The organism is Micromonospora sp. CPCC 206171 (genome assembly GCF_036906755.1).
Taxonomy (GTDB): Bacteria; Actinomycetota; Actinomycetes; order Mycobacteriales; family Micromonosporaceae; genus Micromonospora; species Micromonospora purpureochromogenes.
Genome location: NZ_JBAKHT010000003.1, coordinates 19,564 through 33,422, shown reverse-complemented (window position 1 = coordinate 33,422; position 13,859 = coordinate 19,564). Strand labels below are relative to the sequence as shown.

Here is a 13,859-nt window from a genome sequence, read left to right as displayed (position 1 = left end):
CCACCCGGACCGTCGGGGAGTGCCGGGTGGGTCAGAGTTGGCCGAGGGCCTTGAGGCGGAGGTAGGTGTCGGCGACCATGGGGGCGAGGCGGTCCGCCGGGGCGTCCACCACGGTCACGCCGTACCGGGCGAGGGCGGCGCGCACCCGGTCCCGCTCGGCCAGCGCCCGCCAGCCCGCCGCCGCCGCGTAGGCGTCCTCGGGCCGGATCGGCGCGGCGGTGGTCAGCCGGGTGAGTACCGGGTCGTGCACGGCGGCCACCACCACCCGGTGCCGGGCGGCCAGCCGGGGCAGCACCGGCAGCAGGCCCTCGCCCAGCGCGCCGGCCTCCAGGGCGGTGAAGAGCACCACCAGGCTGCGCTGCCGCTCCCGGCGGAGGATCTCCCCGACGATCAGCTCGAAGTCCGTCTCCACCAGCGCCGGTTGCAGCGGCGCCAGCGTGGTCACCAGCTTGCCGAGCAGGGCGGGGCGTCCGCTGCCGGTGACCGTGGCCCGGATCGCGGCGTCCGCGGCGATCAGGTCGACCCGGTCGCCGGCCCGGGCGGCGAGCGCGGTGAGCAACAGCGCCGCGTCGATCGCGGTGTCCAGCCGGGGCTCGTCGCCGACGCGTACCGCCGAGGTGCGGCCGGTGTCCAGCACGCAGACCAGCCGGCGGTCCCGCTCCGGCCGCCAGGTGCGGACCAGCACGTCGGCCCGCCGGGCGCTGGCCCGCCAGTCGATCGAGCGGACGTCGTCGCCGACGACGTACTCGCGCAGGGTGTCGAACTCGGTGCCCTGGCCGCGTCCCCGGGTGACCTGCATGCCGTCGATCACGCGCAGCCGGGAGAGCTTCTCCGGCAGGTGCCGCCGGGAGTCGAAGCGCGGCAGCACCCGCAGGGTCCAGGCCGGGGTGACCGGCCGCCCGGCGCGCTGCCGGAAGGCCAGCCCCAGCGGGCCGAGTGAGCGCACCGCCAGGGCCACCGCGGGCCGGTCGCCGCGCCGGGTCGGGGTGAGCCGGCTGGGCAGCAGCGCGTCGCCGCCCGCCGGTACCGGCACGACCCGCTCCGGTGGGACGTCCGGCCGGGACCCGGCCGAGGGCACCCAGGCGTCGCGGACCTGGGCGCGCAGCGTACGGCCGGAGGTGTTGGTCAGGCGCAGCGCGACGGTGGCGGTGCCGCCGAGCCGGACGGTCCGGTCGCCCTCACGGGTGGCGGTGACCGCGTGCAGCGGGGCGGCCAGCGCCCAGTCCAGGGCGCAGAGCAGCAGCACCGCGCCGGTCATCGCGACGACCCCGAGGAACGGGTCCGGCCACGCCGGCAGGGTCAGCGCGCCCGCCAGCAGCAGGACGGCCGCCCGCCAGGTCATCGCGGCGTCGGCACGGTGGCGAGCACCGTGTCCAGCACCGCGTCCACGCCGACGCCCTCCAGCTCCACCTCCGGGCGCAGCCGCAGCCGGTGCCGCAGCGTCGGCCGGGCGGTGGCCTTGACGTCGTCCGGGGTGACGTGGTCCCGCCCGGCCAGCCAGGCCCACGCCTTCGCCGTGTTGAGCAGGGCCGTCGCGCCCCGGGGCGAGGCGCCCAGCTCCAGCGCCGGGGTGGCCCGGGTGGCCCGGCACAGGTCCACGATGTAGCCGAGGACGGGCTCGGCCACGTACACCCGGCCGACCGCCTCCCGGGCGGCGGCCAGGTCGGCGGCGGTGGCGACCGGCCGTACGCCGGCGGCGGCCAGGTCCCGCGGGTCGAAGCCGGCGTGGTGGGCCCGCAGCACGCCCAGCTCCTCGTCCCGGGTGGGCAGCGGCACGGTGAGCTTGAGCAGGAACCGGTCCAGCTGCGCCTCCGGCAGCGGGTACGTGCCCTCGTACTCGATGGGGTTCTGGGTGGCGGCGACGATGAACGGGTCCGGCAGCGGCCGGCGGGCGCCCTCGACGGAGACCTGCCGCTCCTCCATGACCTCCAGCAGCGCCGACTGGGTCTTCGGCGGGGTCCGGTTGATCTCGTCGGCGAGCAGCAGGTTGGTGAAGACCGGCCCCTCCCGGAAGGTGAACGCGGCCGTGTGCGGGTCGAAGATCAGCGACCCGGTGACGTCGCCCGGCATCAGGTCGGGGGTGAACTGCACCCGCTTGGAATCCAGGTCCAGCGCCGCGGCGACCGTCCGGATCAGCAGCGTCTTGGCCACTCCCGGTACGCCCTCCAGCAGCACGTGCCCCCGGCAGAGCAGCGCGATCACCAGGCCGGTGACCACGGCGTCCTGCCCGACGACCGCCTTGGCCACCTCGGCGCGCAGCCGGTGCAGGGCGGCACGGGCGTCGTCCGCGCCGGCGGTCGCGGTCGCGGCGGATGCGACGGGGTGGGTCACCGGAGGTCTCCTTCGGTCGGGTGGTCGGGGGGTGCCGCGACCGTACGGGTCACCCGGTCCAGCGACCGGGCCAGTGCCAGCAGTTCGGCGTCGGAGGACGGCTCCCCGCCGTACAGCAGCTCGTGCGCCTCGTCGATGGTGTCGCCGGTCCGCGCGGCGACCAGCGCGGCCACCTCCGCGGGCGGTGCGGTGGCGGGCAGGTTGAGCCGGGCGGCGAGCCGGTCGAGCGCGGCGGCGCGCAGCGTGTCGGCGGCCGGGCCACGGGCGCGGGCGCGCTGGTAGAGCCGCGCCCGGCCGAGAACCGTCTCGGCGGAGCGGACCCGCACCGGCAGCGGCTCGGCGACCGGCGGACCGAGCCGGCGGGCCCGCCAGAGCACCACCAGCAGCGCGGCCAGCGCGAGCTGCACCAGCAGCGCCCAGAACCAGGCGGGGAACGCCGCCCAGAGCGGGTTCTGCGGGTCCGGCGGTTGGGCCTGTCCCTGGTCCTGCTCGTCGCCGTCGGCCGGGTCGTCGCCCTCCGACGGGTCGCCGGAGTCGCCGGAGCCGCCCGGGTAGCCGTCACCGGGCTGCCCGCCGTTGCCGTCACCGCCGTTGTAGGTGGTCGAGCCGCCGGGAGTGGGCGACCAGGCGGGTTCGCCGCTGCTGCCGGTGCCGAAGTGCGGGGGCGGGGCGGGTCCGTCCAGGTCGAGCCAGACCACCCGGCCGTGGCCGCCGAGCAGCCCGGTGGCCAGCGCCTGGTTGCCCCACTCGCCGATCCGGTCGTTGCGGAACGGGTCGCCGGCGCCGATCACCACCACGTCGGCCGCCCACGGCAGGTGCACCAGCCCACCGGAGTAGCAGGTGCGCAGGGTGGCCGCGAGGTCGGCCCGCGGGGCGTACCGCTGGAGCCGGGCGGCGGCGGTGCCGGCCCGGGCGGCCTCGGGCAGCGGGCACGGCACCCCGTCGGCGTCCGGGGCGACGGCCCGGGTGGCCCAGCGCCGGTCGGCCCGCGCCACCGGCAGGTCCACCGACTCCAGCACCCGCAGGGACGGGTCGACCAGGACCAGCCGGCGGCCGGCCGGCAGCTCACCCAGCGCGCCGACGGTGTCCGGGTGCAGCAGCTCCGGCTGCGGTACGAAGAGCGTCGCCGGCCCGCTGTCGAGCGCCACCAGGGCGCGCAGGGTGTCCGTCTCCCGCTGCACGGTGACGCCCTGCCCGCGCAGCGCCTCGGCCAGCCGGCTGCCGCCGTCGTCGTTGGTCGCCACCGGGGAGAGGTAGCCGCGCTCGGTGGCGTCCGGCTGGTCGACCGCGTGGGTGACCACGGTGATCGTGAGCAGCACGGCGGCCAGCGCGAACGGGATCACCAACCGGTGCCAGCGGCGTCGCCGCCGGGGCGGGGGCGGGGCGGTCGAGGTGGCGGCCGGCGGTGCGGCGGTGGCGGTCATCGCGGCTCCTCCGGACCGCCGGCCAGCACCCGGTCCAGTTCGTCGGCGAGCTCCCGCATCCGCCGGTCGTGCTCGGCGGAGGCGGTACGCCGGGCGTACCAGAGCTCGGAGAAGATCGTGCCCGCGGCGCGGAGCGTCGGGTCGACCGGGGGCCGGTTGCGGGCCGCCGCCTCGGTCAGCTCGGTGACGGTCATGCCGGGGCGCTGCTCGACCGCCCCGGTCGCGACCAGCCGGCGGACCATGCCGCGCAGCCGTTCCCGTACCGCCTCGGCGAAGCGGCCCTCGGCGGCCAGCCGGTCGGCCAGGGAGAGCGCCGGCCCGGGGGTCGGTGCCGCGTCGCCCGCCCGGGGCCGGGGCAGCTCCGGGGTCCCGGCGGCGGGCCGGGTCGGCCGGCGCCGTCGCCAGCGGGGCAGTCGGAAGCGGAGCCGGGGCAGCCGGAGCCGGGGTGGCCGGAAGCGGAATCGGGGCAACCGGAGGCGGAGTCCGGGCAGCCGGAAGCGGCGTCGGCGGCGCCGGAGCCGGGGCAGCCGGCGCGGCACCCACGCCGGCCAGTGGTACCAGGCCAGCGCGGCCAACCCGGCGGCCAGCAGGAGCAGGAGCGCCGCCAGCGGCAGCGGCAGCAGGTCGCCGAGCGCGGCGGTGGCCTCGGTCCACCAGCGGCTGAAGCTCATCGGTCGGCCGCCAGCAGGACGGGCTCGGCGAGGCCGGCCGGGGAGCGGGCGAGCCGGATGTCGAGGCCCTCGGTGCGCATCCGGTTGTCCAGGTGGATCACCGCGTCCAGGCAGGCCAGCGCCGGGTAGGCGACGGTGTTCACGCCGGCCCAGACCGTGATGGCGGCGACCTGGGCCAGGGCCGGGTCGTCGAGATCGATCAGGTCGAGGGAGTCGAGCCCGGTGAGGACGCCCAGGCCGAGGCCGACCCGCAGGATCCACCAGCCGAGGTAGCCGAGCAGCCGGACGGCGCCGGCCTGCCCGCCGCCGCGCCCGGCGAGCCGCGCCGCGCGGCCGACCGCCCGCTCCACCGGCACCCGGTCCACCGCCAGCGCGGCCGCGACGGAGCCGAACAGGGCGTATGCGAGGAACCAGAGGGGGCCCATCAGGCCGGCGAGCATGACGACGAGGCCGACCAGGAGCGCGAGGAGCAGGGTGGCGCCGTAGCGGGCGTCCCGGGGGCGGAGCAGTTCGCGTACGCCGGCGCGGCGGCCGAGCAGCGCGGCGCCGGCGGCCCGGGCGGCCGGGTTGCCGAGCAGCGTGACGATCACCGCCTCGCTCGCCGCGCCCAGCGCCAGCAGGAACCACAGCGCAGGGAACCCGTCGACGCCCAGCAGCCAGCTCGGCGGCTCGACGCCGGCGGCCAGCCGCAGCGGGTGGAGCAGGAGCTGCTCGCCGACGGCGAACAGGGCGCCCAGCGGGAGCAGCAGCCGGCCCTGGGTACGCAGCAGCAGCACGGCCGAGTCGAGCAGCTCGCCGACGGTGAGCGGGCGCCTCGGGAGCACGGCGGTCGGGCCGACGTCGGGCACGCGTACTCCTGCTCCTGACGGGTCTCGGTGGCGGGCGGCGGGGCACCCGGGGGATCATGGTGACACGGCCCGTCCGATCGGGTGGACCCGCACGCCGCGCGGCCCTCACAGATGACCTTCGGCGGCGGTCTTCCGCGTGGGACGTGCGGTGACACCACGCTCGGCAGTACCGTGCCGGGTGACGCCGATCCCACCGAACTGAACGGGGATGGAAACATAAATCCCATGAGAGCCCGGGTACTGGTGGTCGACGACGACCCCGCGCTCGCCGAGATGCTCGGCATCGTCCTGCGCAGCGAGGGTTTCCTGCCCTCGTTCGTCGCCGACGGGGAACGGGCGTTGGCCGCGTTCCGGGACAATCGACCCGACATCGTGCTGCTCGACCTGATGTTGCCCGGTATGAGCGGTATCGACGTGGCCCGGGCGATCCGGACCGAATCCGGCGTGCCGATCGTGATGCTGACCGCCAAGAGCGACACCGTTGACGTGGTCCTCGGCCTGGAGTCCGGCGCCGACGACTACGTGGTCAAGCCGTTCAAGCCCAAGGAGCTGGTCGCCCGGATGCGGGCCCGGCTGCGGCGCGGCGAGGACGTCGCCCCGGAGATGTTGACGATCGGGCCGCCCGGCAACCAGATCACCATCGACGTGCCGGCGCACACGGTCAGCCGGGACGACGAGGAGGTGAAGCTGACGCCGCTGGAGTTCGACCTGCTGGTCGCGCTCGCCCGCAAGCCGCGCCAGGTCTTCACCCGCGAGGTGCTGCTGGAGCAGGTCTGGGGCTACCGGCACGCGGCCGACACCCGGCTGGTGAACGTGCACGTGCAGCGGCTACGCGCCAAGATCGAGCCGGATCCGGAGCGCCCGGAAATCATCCTCACCGTTCGGGGCGTGGGCTACAAGGCGGGTACCGGATAGCCTGGTCGCACCGTGACCAGCTCCCCGACCCCCCACTCCCGCACCCCCGCCGGCTGGCGACCCGCCGCGCGGGTGCTCTGCCGTGCCCTGGTGGCTCAGGGCCTCGGCCTGCACCAGACCTGGCGGCGGTCGTTGCAGGTGCGGGTGGTCACCATCACGCTGGTGGCCTCCAGCCTGCTGGTCGGCGGCTTCGCCTACCTGATCGCCGACAAGATCACCAACATCCTGGTGGAGAACGCCCAGACCGACGTGCTGCTGCGGCTGCGCAGCGGCAGCGACTACTCGGCGAAGCAGTTCAACCTCTACAGCCAGCCGCAGGAGGCCCAGCTCCAGGACACCATCGAGGGCACGGTCAACTACCTGGCCGGGGGCGACCCGCAGCAGGCCAGCGGGGTGGTCGTGGCGATCACCGCGGACAGCTACGCGGGGATCATCGAGACCCGGACCTCCCCGGCGACGGACGTCCGGCCGCTGATCAGCCGGGAGCTGCGGGCCGCCGTCGCGGACGGCAAGGTCGCCCACCAGGTCCGCACCGGCCGGCTCGGGGGCCCGAGGACCAAGTACCTGGTGTACGGCTCGCCGGTGCCGACCCGCTTCGGCCAGCTGGAGCTCTACTACCTGGTGCCGCTGACCCGGCAGGACGCCACCGCCGCCGACGCCCGGGCCACCGTGCTCGCCACCGGGGTGGCCCTGGTGCTGCTGCTCGGCCTGCTCGCCGCCCTGGTCACCCGCCTGGTGGTGACCCCGGTACGGGTGGCCGCCCGGACCGCGCAGCGACTCTCCGCCGGCCTGCTCGACCAGCGGATGGTGGTCAACGGCGAGGACGACCTGGCCCTGCTGGCCGCCTCGTTCAACCAGATGGCGACCAACCTGCAACGGCAGATCCTCCGGCTGGAGGAGATGTCCCGGTTGCAGCGCCGGTTCACCTCGGACGTGTCGCACGAGCTGCGTACCCCGCTCACCACCGTCCGGATGGCCGCCGACCTGATCTTCGCGGAGCGCGACGAGTTCGACCCGGCCGTCGCCCGCAGCGCCGAGCTGCTCCAGGCCGAGCTGGACCGGTTCGAGGAGCTGCTCACCGACCTGCTGGAGATCAGCCGCTTCGACGCCGGCTTCGCCATGCTCGACGCCGAGCCGACCGACCTGGTGCCGGTGGTGCACCGGGTCGCCGACCGGCTGGCCGGCCTGGCCGAGCGGGCCGGCGTGCCGATCCACCTCGACGTGCCGACCACGCCGGTCATCGCCGAGGTCGACCCCCGCCGGGTCGAGCGGGTGCTGCGCAACCTGGTCGGCAACGCGGTCGAGCACGGCGAGGCGAAGCCGGTGTTGATCACCCTCGGCATGGACCAGACCGCCGTCGCGATCACCGTGCGCGACCACGGCGTCGGGCTCAAGCCGGGGGAGGAGAAGTTGGTCTTCAACCGCTTCTGGCGGGCCGACCCGTCCCGCGCCCGGCAGACCGGCGGGACGGGCCTGGGCCTGTCGATCAGCCTGGAGGACGCCCGGCTGCACGGCGGCTGGCTGGAGGCGTGGGGCGCGCCCGGGCAGGGCGCCCAGTTCCGGCTCACCCTGCCGGCCCGCGCCGGGGACCGACTGACCACCTCGCCGCTGCGGCTGGTGCCGGCCGACGCCGCGTTGCCGTTCGGCGGCCCGCGCCCCGGCGAGCTGCTGGCGATCGGCCCCGTCGGCGAGGGCACCCTGGCCATCGGGCCGGCCCCGGCCGCCGGCGACGACCGGTCGGAGGTGCGTTCGTGATCCTACGGATGGCGGCACCGCGCGGGCGGACGCTGGCCGGGGCGCTCTGCGCCACGCTGCTGGCCGTGGCCGGTTGCGGCATCCCGGAGCACACCGAGGTGCAGGTGGACGGGTCCGGGCCGGCGGTGGCGGCCGGCTCGTCCAGCTCCCGCCGCAGCGAGCCGCCCGCCCGCGCGGCCGCCGGCAACGACCGGGAGACCTTCGTCCACAACTTCCTCTCCGCCGCGGCGGGCGAGCCGGACCGGGCGTACGCCCGGGTCAAGCAGTTCATCGCGCCGGAGAACAAGAGCCGCCTCCAGGACAAGCAGGGCAGCGAGGTCGCGGTCAACGTGATCCGGCTGACCGAGAACCCGGTGATCACCGAGAACGCCAACGGGCTGTTCTTCGTGCTCCTGCGGGTGCAGCAGATCGGCGTGCTGCGGTCCAACGGCGTCCTGGCGCCACCGGTGGCGACCGAGCGGGAGTACCGGTTCACCCTGCGCGGCGCCGTCTCGCCCGGGCAGCAGGGCACCGAGGAGGCCGGCCTCTTCGTCACCGACCCGCCGAACGTGCTGCTGCTCAGCGAGCGGGCGCTGCGGGAGTACTACCAGACCAGGCCGGTCTACTTCTGGAACTCCGACCAGACCCGCCTGGTCGCCGACCAGCGATACCTGCCGCTGGCGGTGCCGGACGAGCGAAGGGTCAGCGAGGTGGTCAAGTGGCTGCTCGCCGGCCCGTCGGAATGGCTGCGTCCGGCTGCCCGGCCCCTGCCGGACCGCACCGCGCTGATCAACAACGCGATCGAGACGGGCGGCCGCTGGGAGGTCACCCTCGAACTGCCGGGTGACGACAACCGCGAGCTGGGCAGGATCGGCATCCAGCTCGCCTGGTCGCTGCCGGAGCTGGACGGCCAACTCCAGCTCACCACCCGCAACCAGTCCCGGGTGGCGATCGCGGACCTCGAGCAGCACCGCCTGGCGCACCCGCTCTACCCGGTCGACGTCACCCCGCAGCGGTTCACCGTCTACGACGGCGCGGTCCACGGGCTGAACTTCCCGGGCGAGGCCAGCGGGGTGGTGCCGCTCATGCCGGCCGACAACCGCAACGTCGTCTCGGCCGGGATCAGCCGGGTCGAGGACAGGACTTTCGCCGCTCTGGTGGTCAGCGCCCCGGGCGGCCGGCAGCGGCTGGCCGTCGGATCCGGCACCGCCACGGTGGAGGGCGTCCACCGGGGCACCCAGACCTTCGGCGCGATGGGGCGCCCGATGTGGCTGCGCTCGCTCGACCCCGGCCAGCCGTACGGGCTGGTGGCCGCGGACGGCCAGCTCTACCGCTTCGACGACCGGGCCCGGACGGTCCCGGTGCCGCTGACCGTCTCCGGCCGGGTGACGGCGGTGGCCGGCTCGCTGGACGGGCACCGGCTCGCCCTGGTGATCGGCGGCCGGCTGCACCTGGCGGCGGTGAACCTGGCCGGCGGCCTGGTCTCGGTCGGCCCGGCCCGCGCGGTGGCCACCTCGCTGCGCGACCTGTCCGCGGTCGACTGGGCGGACGAGAACACCCTGGTCGTGGCCGGTACGGCGGACCGTTCGGCGGTCTACTACGTGAGCACCGACGGTGCGCTGGAGACCGCGCTGGTGGCCGACGTGGGCGCCCGGGTGACGCACCTGGCCGCGTACCCGACGAACCCGGTGGTGCCGCTGCCCAGCGCGCTGATCATGTACGAGGCGAACGGAGTCGCCTACCGGTATCCCTCGCCGGACACCATCCGGCGCGACCAGGTGCTGGAGGTGGCGCCGCCACCGGCCGGCGTCCGCCCGGGCAGCCCGACCGCCCCCTTCTTCCTGTACTGAGGGCGTCGTGCGGGCGGTGGGGCTCTGGGCGGACCTGACCGACCTGGTGCTGCCGAGCGGCTGCGCGGGCTGCCGGCGGACCGGTTCGGCGAGCCGGCGGGGGTTCTGCCCGGCCTGCGCCGACGCGCTCGGCGCGCTGCGCCCCGCCCCGGCGCGCCCCACCCCCGCCCCGCCCGACCTGCCGCCCTGCCACGCCCTCGGCCCGTACGCCGGGCCGTTGCGGGAGGCGCTGCTGGCGTACAAGGAACGGGGTCGGCACGGCCTGGCCGGGCCGTTGGGCGCGCTGCTGGCCGAGGTGGTGGCCGACGCGGTAAGCCCGGCGCGGCCGGTGCTGCTGGTGCCGGTGCCGGACACCGCCGCGGCGGCCCGGTCCCGCTACGGCGACCACCTGGGTCGGTTGGCCCGGCACGCGGCCCGGCGGTTGCGCGGGGCGGGGTGGGACGTGCGGACGGCCCGGCCGCTGCGGGCGCTGCCCCGGCCCGACTCGGTGGCGATGGACAGCGCCGGGCGGGCGGCCGCGGCGGCGTCGGCGTTCCGGGCCCGCGCGGGCCGGGGCGGGCGCGAAGCCGCCGGGCGCAGCGTGGTGCTGCTCGACGACATCCTCACCACCGGGGCCACCCTGGCCGCGGTGGCCCGCACATTGCGAGGCCTGGGAATAACGCCAAACGTCGCGGCGGTGCTCGCCGCAACGCAAAAACGACGCCATTGGTAACGCTTCGTGTTTCCGTTTCACCCCTTGGTGTATGAGGTGTGAAATTCCTGAGCGTTCTCGACAACTGGGGGTGACTGCCGGCCGAACAGGAGTTAGCGTTTTCCTGTCGGGGGTAGGAGGTTTCAAACCCGCCCCCGGCGGTGGAAGGAGGCGTAGCCGTACCTGACCGGTCGACGCCGAAGGGATGCTCCCAGGGTCGGTCGACCGGATTGAAGATCAGACGACCATCCGAAAAAGGGAGGTCACGTGGACATCGTGGTCAAGGGCCGAAACGTCGAAGTGCCGGACCATTACCGGGTGCACGTAGCTGAGAAACTCGCAAAAATCGAACGCTACGACCACAAGCTCATCCGAGTCGACGTGGAGTTGTTCCACGAACGCAATCCCCGCCAGTCCGACACCTGCCAACGCGTGGAGATCACCTGTGTCTCCCGAGGGCCGGTGATCCGGGCGGAGGCCTGCACGAGCGACTTCTACAGCGCGCTCGACGCCGCCATCGCCAAGCTGGACACCCGGCTGCGCCGGGCGGCCGACCGCCGCCGCGTGCACCGGGGCCGGCACGCGCCGCTCTCCGTCGCCGCCGCCACCGCCGGTCTGCCGGTGGCCGAGCTGGCCGCGCCGCCCGGCGGTACGGCCACCGCGGTGGCCGACCGGGCCGAGGAGCCCGCCGACGAGTACGACGACCAGCCCTGGCACATCGCCCGGGCCAAGGTGCACCCCGCCGAGCCGATGACCGTGGACGACGCCCTGTTCCAGATGGAACTGGTGGGGCACGACTTCTACCTGTTCCACGACAAGGAAACCGGCCGGCCGAGCGTCGTCTACCGGCGGCACGCGTACGACTACGGCATCATCTCGCTCGACATCTGACCCCTGTCCACCCCTCGCAGCCGGTCACGGAGCCGGGTGGTTCGCCCATCCCGGCTCCGGTGGCCGCCGCGCGTTCAGCGCGGCTCGTCGGCGAGCAGCGCGTAGAGCACCGCGTCCGCCCGGACCGCGTCCCGGCCGGGGAGCCGACCCCGCATCAGCCCCTCCCGGCGGAACCCGGCCCGCTCCAGCACCCGCTGGGAGCCGACGTTGTCCGGCGCGGTACCGGCCCAGAGCCGGGCCAGCCCGACCGGCCCGAAGGCCCAGTCGGCGACCAGGCGCACCGCCCGGGTGGCCAGCCCCCGGCCGCGCGCCTCGGGCAGCAGGCTGTAGCCGAGCATCGCCTGGCCGGTGGCTGGCTCGTCATAGATCATCGCGCAGCCGCCGGCCAGTTCCCCGGTGCGCGCGTCGCAGAGTGCGAAGTCGGCCGAGCTGCCGACCAGCCATTCGCTCTCCGCGACGGCGCAGCGCCGCGCGATCGCCGCCCGGGTCGGTGGGGCCTGCCGTACCCGGCTCGCCACCACCTCGGGCAGCGTGTGCAGCCGGTACAGCGCGTCGGTGTCCGCCGGGGTCAGCCGGCGCAGCGTCACCACGCCGTCGCCGAGCCGGCCGTCCGGCAGGTCCGGCAGCGCCCGGGGCGTCGGGCCGGCGGGGTCGTCGGCGAGGCGTACCCAGGCCCACAGGTCGTGCCGCCCGCCGCCGCGCGTCGGGTTCGCGCCCCGGCGGACCCCCTCGTACCGGAAGCCGGCGGCGAGCGCCACCCGCATGCTCGGCGCGTTCTCCTCGTGGGTGAGCAGCTCCAGCCGGGCGGCGCCGGCGGCGAGGGCGTGCCCGGCCAGCGCGCGGGTGGCGGCGCTGGCCACGCCCCGGCCGCGCGCCCACGGCGCCACCCAGTAGCCGATCTCCGCCTGGCCCCGCGCCGGGACCGGCTGGCTCAGCCCGATCCCGCCGAGCAGCCGGTCGGAGGCGGGGTCCGCGATCGCGTACGCGGCGCCGCCGGTGGCCCAGGCGGCCGGCGCGCCCTCGGTGATCCACCACCGGGCGCTCTGCTCGGTGTACGGGTCGGGCATGCCGGAGATGAACCGTCGGGTGAGCGGGTCGGCGCAGGCGGTGGCGGTGTCCGCGACGTCGTCGAGGCGGAACGGACGCAGCCGGACCTCGTCCGCCTCGATCGTCTCCGGGGTCACCGGGCCAGGTCCTCGGCGGTCAGCGCGGCCACCCAGGCGTCGCCCCGGCCGCCGTCGCGGGCGGTCAGCCGGGCCCGGGCGGTGCCCTCGAACGAGAACCCGGCCTTCTCCGCGACCCGGCGGGAGGCGGTGTTGCCGACCAGCGCCAGCCACTCGATCCGGGCCAGGCCCAGGGTGGTGAAGCCCCAGGCGGCCAGCGCGCCCACGGCGGCGGGCATGTAGCCCCGGCCCCGGGCGTGCGGGGCGGTCATGAAGCCGACGTTGCCGACGAGCGGGTCGGGGCCGACGCGCAGGTCGACCGAGGCCACGTACCGGTCGTCGGGGTCGGCGACGGTGTAGTACGCCCCGGTGCCCCGGGCCCAGGCCGCGTCGACGAAGTCCCGCAGGAAGCCCTCCGCGTCCTCGCGCCGGTACGGGTGCGGCACGGTGGTCCAGCGGACCGTGTCGGGGTCCCGGCAGCTCTCGACGACGGCGTCGAGGTCGCGTTCCTCCATCGGGCGCAGCCGCAGCTCGGTGTCGCCCGCCGTGGCGAAGAGGACGGGCTGCGGCCGACCGAAGACGGCGGCCCGGCGGGCGTCGAGGGTGTCCGGGCCGGCCGGCCCGGGTTCGCCCGGCGTGGGCACCTCGCCGGGCAGCAGCGAGCCGATCCAGCCGGCCGTCCGGCCGCCCTCGGCCGGGTGGGCCAGCCGCAGCTCGCCGGAGACCTGGAAGCCGGCGCGCAGCGCGACCAGCCGGGAGTAGTGGTTGCCGACCTCGGCCTGCCAGACCAGCCGGCGCAGCTTCAGCGCGTCGAACGCCCAGCGGGCGACCGCCCGGGTGGCCCGTACGGTGACGCCCCGGCCGCGCGCCCAGGGCGCGGTCCAGTAGCCGATCTCGGCGGAGTCCAGGGCCCGGTCGATCGAGACGAGGCCGCAGGAGCCGAGCAGCTCGCCAGTGCCGGCGGCGCAGACCGCGAACGGTGCCCCGGTGCCCCCGGCCCAGGCCGTCGGGGCGATGCCGGTGACGAACCCGTGGGCGTGTTCCGGCAGGTACGGGCGGGGTACGGTGGTCCAGCGCTGGATGTCCGGGTCCTGGCAGGCGCGGTGCACGGCGTCCGCGTCGGCGGCCTGCCAGGGGCGTAGCAGCAGGCCGTCCTCGATGATCTCCACAGGCTCCATCCGAGCCATCGTGCCGGATCGTTCGCGGTGGGCGTAACCGGATAACCGCCGGTGGCGGCACCGCCTGCGCGATATGTCGGGTTCGCCGGGCCGGACCGCCGCCACCAGTGACCATCGCGCCGATGGAGCGCCTACGATGGTTCGAGACTGTCTAGGGGAGCGT

The 13,859-nt window shown here is 75.7% G+C and carries 12 protein-coding genes; 5 read left to right on the top strand and 7 right to left on the bottom strand.

The genetic code is table 11. The annotated features are described in order from the left end of the window. Positions 1–31 precede the first annotated feature (31 nt). From V6U89_RS05235 to V6U89_RS05215, 5 genes are read right to left on the bottom strand one after another with little or no spacing between them, the layout of a single operon-like run. Complete coding sequence (locus V6U89_RS05235) at positions 32–1,342, bottom strand: DUF58 domain-containing protein (protein WP_334569472.1); 1,311 nt, start codon at positions 1,340–1,342, stop codon at positions 32–34. Next, entirely contained in the window at positions 1,339–2,268 is a 930-nt protein-coding gene (locus tag V6U89_RS05230) for an AAA family ATPase (RefSeq protein ID WP_442933875.1), read from the bottom strand. Before V6U89_RS05230 ends, V6U89_RS05235 begins: the two co-directional genes overlap by 4 nt. A 59-nt stretch (positions 2,269–2,327) precedes the next feature. Then, positions 2,328–3,755 carry a DUF4350 domain-containing protein gene (locus V6U89_RS05225; protein WP_334569470.1) on the bottom strand — a complete coding sequence of 476 codons (1,428 nt, stop codon included), beginning with the start codon at positions 3,753–3,755 and terminating at the stop codon, positions 2,328–2,330. Further along, positions 3,752–4,426 (bottom strand): DUF4129 domain-containing protein, encoded by a 675-nt coding sequence (locus tag V6U89_RS05220; RefSeq protein WP_334569468.1) that lies wholly within the window; start codon positions 4,424–4,426, stop codon positions 3,752–3,754. The genes V6U89_RS05225 and V6U89_RS05220 overlap by 4 nt, the downstream gene beginning before the upstream one ends. After that, positions 4,423–5,274, bottom strand: coding sequence for a hypothetical protein (locus V6U89_RS05215; protein ID WP_334569466.1), 852 nt, complete (start codon positions 5,272–5,274; stop codon positions 4,423–4,425). Before V6U89_RS05215 ends, V6U89_RS05220 begins: the two co-directional genes overlap by 4 nt. A gap of 225 nt (positions 5,275–5,499) precedes the next feature. On the opposite strand from V6U89_RS05215, the gene mtrA reads away from it, so the two are divergent. From mtrA to hpf, 5 genes are all read left to right on the top strand, one after another. Then, the gene (gene mtrA, locus V6U89_RS05210) at positions 5,500–6,189 is read left to right on the top strand and encodes an MtrAB system response regulator MtrA (RefSeq protein WP_334569464.1); all 690 of its coding nucleotides are present in this window, start codon (positions 5,500–5,502) and stop codon (positions 6,187–6,189) included. Positions 6,190–6,261: 72 nt separating this feature from the next. Then, positions 6,262–7,944 carry an MtrAB system histidine kinase MtrB gene (mtrB, locus tag V6U89_RS05205; RefSeq protein ID WP_334569818.1) on the top strand — a complete coding sequence of 561 codons (1,683 nt, stop codon included), beginning with the start codon at positions 6,262–6,264 and terminating at the stop codon, positions 7,942–7,944. 8 nt (positions 7,945–7,952) lie between these two features. After that, a complete protein-coding gene (locus V6U89_RS05200; RefSeq protein WP_334569817.1) occupies positions 7,953–9,773 on the top strand; it encodes an LpqB family beta-propeller domain-containing protein in 1,821 nt (606 codons plus the stop codon). A gap of 7 nt (positions 9,774–9,780) precedes the next feature. Beyond that, a complete protein-coding gene (locus tag V6U89_RS05195) occupies positions 9,781–10,485 on the top strand; it encodes a ComF family protein (protein ID WP_334569463.1) in 705 nt (234 codons plus the stop codon). 246 nt (positions 10,486–10,731) lie between these two features. Further along, the gene (gene hpf, locus V6U89_RS05190; protein ID WP_334569462.1) at positions 10,732–11,355 is read left to right on the top strand and encodes a ribosome hibernation-promoting factor, HPF/YfiA family; all 624 of its coding nucleotides are present in this window, start codon (positions 10,732–10,734) and stop codon (positions 11,353–11,355) included. Between the two features lie 74 nt (positions 11,356–11,429). Here the strand turns inward: hpf and V6U89_RS05185 are convergent, their stop codons facing one another. Continuing rightward, positions 11,430–12,539 (bottom strand): GNAT family N-acetyltransferase, encoded by a 1,110-nt coding sequence (locus tag V6U89_RS05185; protein WP_334569461.1) that lies wholly within the window; start codon positions 12,537–12,539, stop codon positions 11,430–11,432. Then, positions 12,536–13,696: a GNAT family N-acetyltransferase gene (locus tag V6U89_RS05180; RefSeq protein WP_334569460.1), complete on the bottom strand. Its 1,161-nt coding sequence runs from the start codon at positions 13,694–13,696 to the stop codon at positions 12,536–12,538. The genes V6U89_RS05185 and V6U89_RS05180 overlap by 4 nt, the downstream gene beginning before the upstream one ends. Between the last annotated feature and the right edge of the window lie 163 nt (positions 13,697–13,859).

Coding starts and splice junctions, on each gene's coding strand:
- V6U89_RS05235 (WP_334569472.1), bottom strand. CDS start 1,342: ATGACCTGGCGGGCGGCCGTCCTGCTGCTGGCGGGCGCGCTGACCCTG.
- V6U89_RS05225 (WP_334569470.1), bottom strand. CDS start 3,755: ATGACCGCCACCGCCGCACCGCCGGCCGCCACCTCGACCGCCCCGCCC.
- V6U89_RS05220 (WP_334569468.1), bottom strand. CDS start 4,426: ATGAGCTTCAGCCGCTGGTGGACCGAGGCCACCGCCGCGCTCGGCGAC.
- mtrA (WP_334569464.1), top strand. CDS start 5,500: ATGAGAGCCCGGGTACTGGTGGTCGACGACGACCCCGCGCTCGCCGAG.
- V6U89_RS05200 (WP_334569817.1), top strand. CDS start 7,953: ATGGCGGCACCGCGCGGGCGGACGCTGGCCGGGGCGCTCTGCGCCACG.
- V6U89_RS05180 (WP_334569460.1), bottom strand. CDS start 13,696: ATGGAGCCTGTGGAGATCATCGAGGACGGCCTGCTGCTACGCCCCTGG.